Below are 8,302 nucleotides of genomic sequence, written 5' to 3' on the forward strand. Positions count from 1 at the left end.
TGATATTGTATTTTTATGTATTTGTTTTTCGCATAGTCATCAGCATGTGAAAAAAATATTTATATTTATGAAATATAAACATTGTAACATAAATTCCGAAAATAAAATTACAGCATCAATACTATTGATACCAACGCATGACGCGGCTTTGATAAACAGCAAACAGTTTCTGTCGATGTGACTTGTTAGCAATATTGCGCTGTAAATCGCCCATATTGGTTTTTACTATTGCCCCGGGAGGAATCGTTTTGATCAGCCAGATACTGCATACGTTGCGTGGAAAATTTATCCTTACTATTTCAGTTGGGGCCATTGCCATGGCCGCGCTATTTTGTTTTTCGTTGCAGGCAATTAACAATATTGAGGTCAAATACGCCCACACCCGCGACACCGCCATCGCTGGCAGGATCATTGCCCTGGAAATAACTAAAAATATAAATTATTTTAGTAGATTAACCAGAAATATCATGCTTGGCAGCAATATTGACAAAGACCTCAAGCAAATAGACACAGCCATTGCCGCCGTTAAAAAGCACTTTGCCACGCTCTCCTCCCTCAAGCTGCCCGCAGACTCCATCGCCTTGACTGACAAAGCTCATGAGGCGGCCATTGCGTTCATGAACAACGGTCAGAGCCTTGTTGCCCCTTTAAAGGATATGCCCGCAGACCAGCGCTACCTCACCTACAAGACGTATGAGAAGGAAGCCACGCCCTATGCCGTGGCATTTCGCGAACATTTTGAAAAATTTGACGCAAACATTACTACCCTTGCTGAAACAGCCATGGCCGAGATGAATGATGACATCGCATCGCGGCGCACCCTGATGTGGATTGAATTTATTTTTGCCATATGTCTGGTGTATTGCGCAGGATATTTCCTGACCAACAGGGATCTGCGCGCCATGCGCCAGTGTGTGTCTTTTGCCTCTACCCTTGGTGCCCAGCAGTCAGATGAACGCCTCGCTGCCGGAAGTTTTGCCAGCCTGAACACTATGGCTCTGGCGCTGAACAGCACGGCAGACAATCTTACAAACTACCGCAAGGCTTCTTCCACCGCTCAGGCCGAAGCCGAGCATGACCGCGAAGAAGCCAGAAAAGCCCTTGTGGAAGCCCAAAAGGCGCAAGCTCTTGCAGAGAGCGCCAAAAGCGAAGGGATGCTCCACGCTGCCAGCCAGCTGGAACATGTGGTTGAAATTGTCTCCAGCGCTTCGCAGGATCTTGCGGTCAAGATAGACCAATCCCGCAGCGGAGCTGACGATCAGTCTGGCCGCGTGCGCGAAACCGCCACCGCCATGGAACAAATGAATGCCACAGTGCGGGAAGTTGCTCAAAATGCGCAACAGGCTGCCGGCATTGCAGACCAGACCCGCCAACAGGCTCTGGAAGGCGCGCAGATTGTTAACGATGCGGTCAAGGGCATTGAGTCAGTGCACACGCAATCCCTTGCCATCCGGCAGGATATGGACGTGCTTGGCAAACAGGCCGAGAGCATCGGGCAGGTAATGAGTGTTATTGCCGACATCGCAGACCAGACCAACCTGCTTGCGCTCAACGCCGCCATAGAAGCGGCCCGGGCGGGCGATGCCGGACGCGGTTTTGCCGTTGTTGCTGATGAGGTGCGCAAACTGGCGGAAAAAACCATGTCTGCCACGCAGGAGGTGGGCCGGGCCATTGGTGATATTCAGGCCGGGACGCGAAAAAATATTGTGAATGTGGAGCAGAGCGCCAGCGCCATTGAAGAAGCGACCAAACTTTCCATCCGCTCCGGTGATTCGCTCAAACAGATTCTTGAGCTTGTGCACCTTGTTAATGATCAGGTTCAGGCCATCGCCGCTGCAAGCGAACAGCAATCTGCCGCCAGCGAGGAGATCAACAAATCAGTTGAGCAGGTTGCAACCATTTCTGCCGAAACGGCTCAGACAATGGAAAATGCCGCGCATGCCGTTGACGGTCTTGCGCAGCAGGCGCAGGTGTTGCAAGGGCTTATCCGCGACATGAAAAATCAGGGTTGAAGCTCCTGAGTGCAATCGTCCTTTGTGAAAGGCCGTCCATCACCGGGCGGCCTTTTTGCGTCAGTACAGCAATAATTGCGCGCTCACAGCCCGCAGATACTGAAATCGGTAAGTAATATTTTTACGCCGTAGTGTATGGACACAGCCCCCATGGCGCATTAGGGTAATTATGACCAAAATACTCAAGAGGCCTATCTCTGCTCGAGCTAGCTTGCAGGTGGCTCATATGGGGTTAACGGCTGGCGCTGGAACCGCCATTACGTGCAACAAAACAAGTCCATATATGTGATTGAGAAAGACGCTCTTTGTCCGCATTTGCTGCGGGCCATTCATTTTTATGCTTTTCGGGGAGGTGCGGCATGCAGTTGAAAGTAGCGACTCGGCTTTGGCTGGGCTTTGGTTCCGTTTTTTTTCTGATGTTGCTCAGTACCTTGATTATGCGCCACAACCTGAGCCAGGCCGACCGCCTTGCCGAAGCAACAGGCAATGAAAGCATGCCGCTTGCCATGCTGGCTGCGGATATGAAGCTGCAAACCGTGCAGGTGCAGCAATTTCTGTCTGACGTTTCCGCAACGCACAGCCCAGATGGTTACAAAGAGGCGCAGGAAGCCGCAGATACCTTTCATGAGCATGCGGAAAAATTTAAAAATAAATTCGCTCTTGAGAACAACAAAAAATCGCAGGAAAAGCTTGCCTCGCTGGTCACGTCGTTTGACGCCATGTACGCGCTGGGACGCAAGATGGCCGATACTTACATCAACCAGGGCATAGAGGCTGGCAACGAGTTGATGGAAGGCTTTGACAGCGCCACGGAATCCCTCACCACTGCTCTGGAACCGTTTATTGAAGAACAGACCGGCTTGGCAAGCCACAATCTGAGCACGTTAAAGGACGAGCTTGCCACAAGCCTGATTCTGCAGTGGATTCTGACCGGAATTTCAATCATCACGGGTTCGCTTGGGGCATTTCTTACAATCAGGTCTTTCATGGCGCAGCTTGGCGCGGAACCTGCCGATGTGGCAGAAGTCTCGCGCAAAATCGCCCACGGCGACCTTGACGTGGATATGAGCCTGCACGGCAGCCGTAAAAACTGCGGTCTCTTTGCCGCCATGCGCGAAATGCGCGACAAACTCAACGACAGCTTCACCCAGGCATCCACGCGACAGGCTGAAGCGGAACTGCAAGCCGAAGCCGCCCGCAAGGCAACTGCCGAAGCCCAGCAATCAAAACTGATGGCTGAAAGGGCCAAGGCAGAAGGCATGTTGCAGGCAGCCCAGCAACTTGAAGAAGTGGTTGAAGTAATATCTGGCGCTGCGGAGCAGCTTTCTACGCAGATAACCCAATCCAGCCGCGGAGCGGACGAACAGTCTAACCGCGTACACGAAACTGCCACTGCCATGGAAGAAATGAATGCGACAGTGCTTGAGGTCGCCAAAAATGCCCAACTCGCAGCAGGTGTTTCTGGCAACGCTCAGAAACAGACCATCGAAGGCGTACAGATTGTCAGTACTGCGGTTGAAAATATTAAGTCCATTCATGCAAAATCATTGGCAATCAAGCAGGATATGGGAGAATTGGGCAAACAGGCCGAAGCCATTGGCCAGATCATGAACGTTATTGCGGATATTGCCGACCAGACAAACCTTCTTGCGCTCAATGCCGCCATTGAGGCTGCCCGGGCTGGCGATGCGGGCCGGGGCTTTGCAGTGGTGGCTGATGAAGTGCGCAAACTTGCAGAGAAAACAATGACTGCCACCCGAGAAGTTGGGGACGCCATCACCGGTATTCAGCAAGGCACGAGAAAAAATATTGATAATGTGGAAGACGTGGGCGCGGCCATTGAAGAAGCAACCACGCTCTCTGCCCGTTCAGGCGATGCGTTACGGCAAATCCTTGAGTATGTAGAGCATGTTAACGATCAGATCCAGGCAATTGCCGCTGCGAGTGAGCAGCAGTCGGCAACCAGCGAAGAAATCAACAGATCAGTCGAGCAAGTCGCAACCATTTCTGCCGAAACTGCGCAGGCTATGGATCACGCAAGCAAGGCAGTGGATGCACTCTCCCAGCAGACGGCTGCACTGCAAGGACTAATACGCGACATGAAAACTCACGGATGATGCAGTTTTTGTTCCCGCCTTTCTTGGCCGCCTTCGGGCGGCCTTTTTACTTTTTGGACAGATCTATGGTATGGCAATCCTAATAAACGCATTTATAGTAATAATAATTTTTATTGTTTGTAACAATTGCAATGTACTTGCAATCTTTTTTCCATCCCATTATATATCAAATATAGGATTAGTATTCCTTACAAACATATAACCAATTGTGGTGCTCCGGCTCAATCTGCATCAGACACGCACGTTTTGTAAAACGACACTCTAATACCAAAGAGCCTTACGCATCCAAGCAGAAAGGAACATTGCGCCAAGCAGTCCCCCCATTTTTACCAGCAAGCTATTGGAACAGGAGTTGGCAAGCCGAAAGACTTGCTGCCATATCAACAACTTGTGAAGGATCTGCCCATGACCAATCTTCTTGGTGAATTTTTTGGAACGATGATACTGATTACCTTTGGTGCTGGCGTTGTTGCCTGCGTTTTGCTTAAAGACTCCAAGGGCAACGGCGGCGGCTGGATTGTTATCACGGCGGGCTGGGCTTTTGGCGTCATGCTCGGCGTGTTTACCTCTGTGGCGCTTGGCGCGCCCCAGGCTGACTTGAACCCGGCTGTAACCCTTGCCAAGACCATGCTTGGCGTTTACGGCGCAGGCCAGGCGTTCGCAACCATGCTGGCGCAGATTGCTGGCGGGTTCACTGGCGCTGCCATTGTCTGGCTTGCTTACCTGCCCCACTGGGCACCCACTGAAGATCCCGGCCTCAAGCTGGCTGTTTTCAGCACCGCGCCTGCCATCCGCAGCTACGGCCAGAACTTTTTGTGCGAAGTTATCGGCACGTTCATGCTGCTTTTCGGCATCTTCGCCATTTTCCACACCAACAACGGCACCCTGCCTTCCGGTTACGGCCCCTACATGGTGGGCATCCTTGTGTGGGCTCTGGGCCTCAGCCTTGGCGGCCCCACCGGTTACGCCATCAACCCCGCCCGTGACCTTGGCCCCCGCATTGCGCATGCGGTGCTGCCCATTGCCGGCAAGGGGTCTTCTGACTGGGCCTATGCCTGGATTCCGGTGTGCGCTCCCATGGTCGGCGCTGTGCTTGCCTATGTTGTGGGCAAGGCCATAGGCCTGCTCTAGACCGTTTTGAGCAACTCCGTGCTGCCTGCGGCATACAGATTTCCCCTGCGCGCTGCGGCAACAAACACCAACAATGCTTTCGGAGGATTATATGGCTCATAAATACATTCTGTCGCTTGACCAGGGCACAACCAGCTCGCGCGCCATTCTTTTTGACCGCGATGCCAACATAGTACAGGTTGCCCAGCGGGAATTCACCCAGATATTCCCCCAGCCCGGCTGGGTTGAACATAACCCCAATGAAATCTTTGACACGCAGTCGCATGTTGCCAAGGAATGCCTGAAACACGCCAACGTGCAGAGCAACGAACTGGCCGCCGTGGGCATCACCAACCAGCGTGAAACCACGGTTGTGTGGGACAAAGCCACCGGCGCCCCCGTGTACAACGCCATTGTGTGGCAAGACCGCCGCACAGCTGGCTTTTGCGACCAGCTGCGCGCTGCGGGCAAGGCTGAGGTCATTCGTGCGAAAACCGGCCTTGTGCTCGATGCCTATTTTTCCGGCACCAAGGTGCGCTGGATACTCGACAACGTGCCCGGCGCTCGCGCCAAGGCCGAAGCGGGCGAACTGCTTTTCGGCACCATCGATACCTGGCTCATCTGGAATTTCAGCAAGCGCGGCGCGCATGTGACCGACCCTTCCAACGCCAGCCGCACCCTGCTCTTCAACATCCACACCGGTCAGTGGGATGACGAACTGCTTGAAATCATCGGCGTGCCCCGCGCCATGCTGCCCGAAGTGGCTCCCTCCTCCAGCGTTATGGCTCAGACCCACCCCGAATTTTTCGGTCAGGCTGTACCCATCGCGGGCGTGGCTGGCGATCAACAGGCCGCTACCTACGGCAATGCCTGCATGACCGAAGGCATGGCCAAAAACACCTATGGCACGGGCTGCTTCCTGCTGCTCAACACGGGCACCAAGGCCCGCGAAAGCAAGAACAACATGCTGACCACCGTGGCGTGGGAAACGCCCAAGGGCCGTTATTACGCCCTTGAAGGCAGCGTTTTTGTGGGCGGCGCAGTGGTGCAGTGGCTGCGCGACGGCCTTGGATTCATCCGCGATTCTTCTGAAATGGAAAGCCTTGCCATCACCGTGCCGGACAACGGCGGCGTGTACCTTGTGCCTGCCTTTGTGGGCATGGGCGCTCCCTACTGGGATCAGTACGCCCGAGGCACCATGGTGGGCATCACGCGCGGCACCAACCGCGGGCATATTGCCAGGGCGGCGATTGAATCCATTGCCCTGCAAACCCTTGATATCATGGAGGCCATGCAGAAAGACGCGGGCGTTCCCCTGACCACCCTGCGCGTGGACGGCGGCGCAAGCCGCAACAACATGCTCATGCAGTGCCAGGCCAACCTCACCGGCGTAGTTGTTGAACGCCCCATGGTTACGGAAACAACCGCTCTTGGCGCGGCCTACCTTGCCGGTCTGGCCGTTGGCTTCTGGGAAAGCGAAGAACAGCTCTGCGCCCAGTGGAAACTTGACCGCCGCTTTGAGCCCAACATGCCCGAAGACCGTCGGCAGGAACTGCTGCACCAGTGGCACCGCGCTGTGGAGCGGGCCAGAAGCTGGATTGAAGAATAAGCTTGGCCCCGGCCAAAGCCGGGCGCACACTACCTAAACAACAGGGCTGCTCCATTGGGGCGGCCCTGTTTTGCGTGCTAATCAGCTTCGCAAGTATGAGTGTTATATGTTTATAACATCCTGTTATTGAATGTTATTTTTTTATTATCACGTGCATTATCTACCTTGCAAATTTTTACGAATGTCGCTAATTTGACATTGAAATTAGATTTCAAAACTGCTAATCCATGTCCCCATCTGAAAAGTGTTCTCAATCCTGCCCGCACGTCTGAACGTGAGCGGCGCGTTTCGCCGACCATAAGGATACGTAATGTTGTGCCATTCCCGCCTTAACCTTGCCGAAAGCGCCACCCGCCACGAAAAACTCGTTCCTTGCAGTACTGCTGTGACAGAAATCATCCACCAGCTTGCGGAATCACTCGGCAAGGCCATAGACGCCAAGGATACCTATACCCTCGCCCATTCAGAAGAAGTTGCCATCATCTCGCAGGCTTTGGCCCTTGCAATGGGCCTGGGGCACCAGGTTGCCGACATAATCCATGTGGCTGGCCATCTGCATGATCTTGGCAAAATTGGCGTTCCTGACGACATCCTGTCTAAAACATCCGCCCTTACTCCCAAGGAATGGCTGGCAATCCGAAAGCATCCAGACATGGGGGCCGACATTCTTGCTCCCATAGCCTGCCTGCGGGATTGCGGCATTGTGGATATGGTACGCGCCCACCACGAACGTTTTGACGGCAACGGTTACCCGCAGGGGCTTAAAGGCGGGCATATTCCGCTGGGCGCACGCATCATCACCGTTGCAGACAGTCTTTCTGCCATGCTGCAATCACGCCCATACCGTCAGGCCAAGAGCTTTGACGAGGCCTGCCGCGAAATCATCAAAGGTACTGGCAGCCAGTTTGATCCGGATGTGGTCAAAGCCTTTATGAGCATCAGGGACAGATTGCGCGACCTTGTTGCCATGTTGCGAGTGGACTGAACATCCATCCAAATACGCCAGAAAATCCAGCATAGGGTGTTTGTGCGCAGCATCCGCCACAGTTTGCAACCGGCTGAAACTGCGGCCCATGCTGCTGCCGGGCACCTGCAATTCAAGCAGTTCCCCCTAGCAAACTGTTTGACTGCCTTACCGTAAGTGGTTATTTTATCGTTTTGGCAAGTGCACGGCCCACGCTGTGTTTCGCGAGGTTTTGTCCTCGCGGTGTGGATGCTGATGGTTGCAGCGCAGCGCAAACGCACGGCAGATGCCGTGCTGCTTTTTTGCCAGGCCCGAGCAATCAGCCAGCTATCGCTTATTATGCGGCAGACCTTTGCGCCGCTATGCAGCCGGATTCTGACCCACCGGCACACTCCTGACCTCTGAATTCCAGGCAGATTTATGCAAACAAACATATCATCGGCCATGAGTCGCGAAGCGCTCAGACGCCGCACTTTCGGCATTATTTCCC

At 53.8% G+C, this 8,302-nt stretch carries 6 protein-coding genes; 5 read left to right on the forward strand and 1 reads right to left on the reverse strand.

Translation table 11 applies throughout. The features are described from left to right. Positions 1 to 121: 121 nt before the first annotated feature. Complete coding sequence (locus VEZ52_RS06055; protein ID WP_324836031.1) at positions 122 to 412, reverse strand: hypothetical protein; 291 nt, start codon at positions 410 to 412, stop codon at positions 122 to 124. 55 nt (positions 413 to 467) lie between these two features. Here VEZ52_RS06055 and VEZ52_RS06060 point away from each other — a divergent pair, with 55 nt between their 5' ends. From VEZ52_RS06060 to VEZ52_RS06080, 5 genes are all read left to right on the forward strand, one after another. Next, positions 468 to 2,012: a methyl-accepting chemotaxis protein gene (locus VEZ52_RS06060; protein WP_324836032.1), complete on the forward strand. Its 1,545-nt coding sequence runs from the start codon at positions 468 to 470 to the stop codon at positions 2,010 to 2,012. Positions 2,013 to 2,371: 359 nt separating this feature from the next. Continuing rightward, complete coding sequence (locus VEZ52_RS06065; protein ID WP_324836033.1) at positions 2,372 to 4,129, forward strand: methyl-accepting chemotaxis protein; 1,758 nt, start codon at positions 2,372 to 2,374, stop codon at positions 4,127 to 4,129. Positions 4,130 to 4,534: 405 nt separating this feature from the next. Continuing rightward, positions 4,535 to 5,260, forward strand: a complete 726-nt coding sequence (locus tag VEZ52_RS06070) for an MIP/aquaporin family protein (protein ID WP_324836034.1) — start codon at positions 4,535 to 4,537, stop codon at positions 5,258 to 5,260. Between the two features lie 91 nt (positions 5,261 to 5,351). Continuing rightward, the gene (gene glpK, locus VEZ52_RS06075; protein WP_240824270.1) at positions 5,352 to 6,848 is read left to right on the forward strand and encodes a glycerol kinase GlpK; all 1,497 of its coding nucleotides are present in this window, start codon (positions 5,352 to 5,354) and stop codon (positions 6,846 to 6,848) included. Between the two features lie 310 nt (positions 6,849 to 7,158). Then, a complete protein-coding gene (locus tag VEZ52_RS06080; protein ID WP_324836035.1) occupies positions 7,159 to 7,833 on the forward strand; it encodes an HD-GYP domain-containing protein in 675 nt (224 codons plus the stop codon). The last annotated feature ends 469 nt before the right edge of the window (positions 7,834 to 8,302 follow it).

It is taken from the genome of Desulfovibrio sp. (assembly GCF_035644575.1).
Lineage (GTDB): Bacteria > Desulfobacterota > Desulfovibrionia > Desulfovibrionales > Desulfovibrionaceae > Desulfovibrio.

Coding starts and splice junctions, on each gene's coding strand:
- VEZ52_RS06055 (WP_324836031.1), bottom strand. CDS start 412: ATGATCCTGCCAGCGATGGCGGTGTCGCGGGTGTGGGCGTATTTGACC.
- VEZ52_RS06060 (WP_324836032.1), top strand. CDS start 468: ATGCTTGGCAGCAATATTGACAAAGACCTCAAGCAAATAGACACAGCC.
- VEZ52_RS06065 (WP_324836033.1), top strand. CDS start 2,372: ATGCAGTTGAAAGTAGCGACTCGGCTTTGGCTGGGCTTTGGTTCCGTT.
- VEZ52_RS06070 (WP_324836034.1), top strand. CDS start 4,535: ATGACCAATCTTCTTGGTGAATTTTTTGGAACGATGATACTGATTACC.
- glpK (WP_240824270.1), top strand. CDS start 5,352: ATGGCTCATAAATACATTCTGTCGCTTGACCAGGGCACAACCAGCTCG.
- VEZ52_RS06080 (WP_324836035.1), top strand. CDS start 7,159: ATGTTGTGCCATTCCCGCCTTAACCTTGCCGAAAGCGCCACCCGCCAC.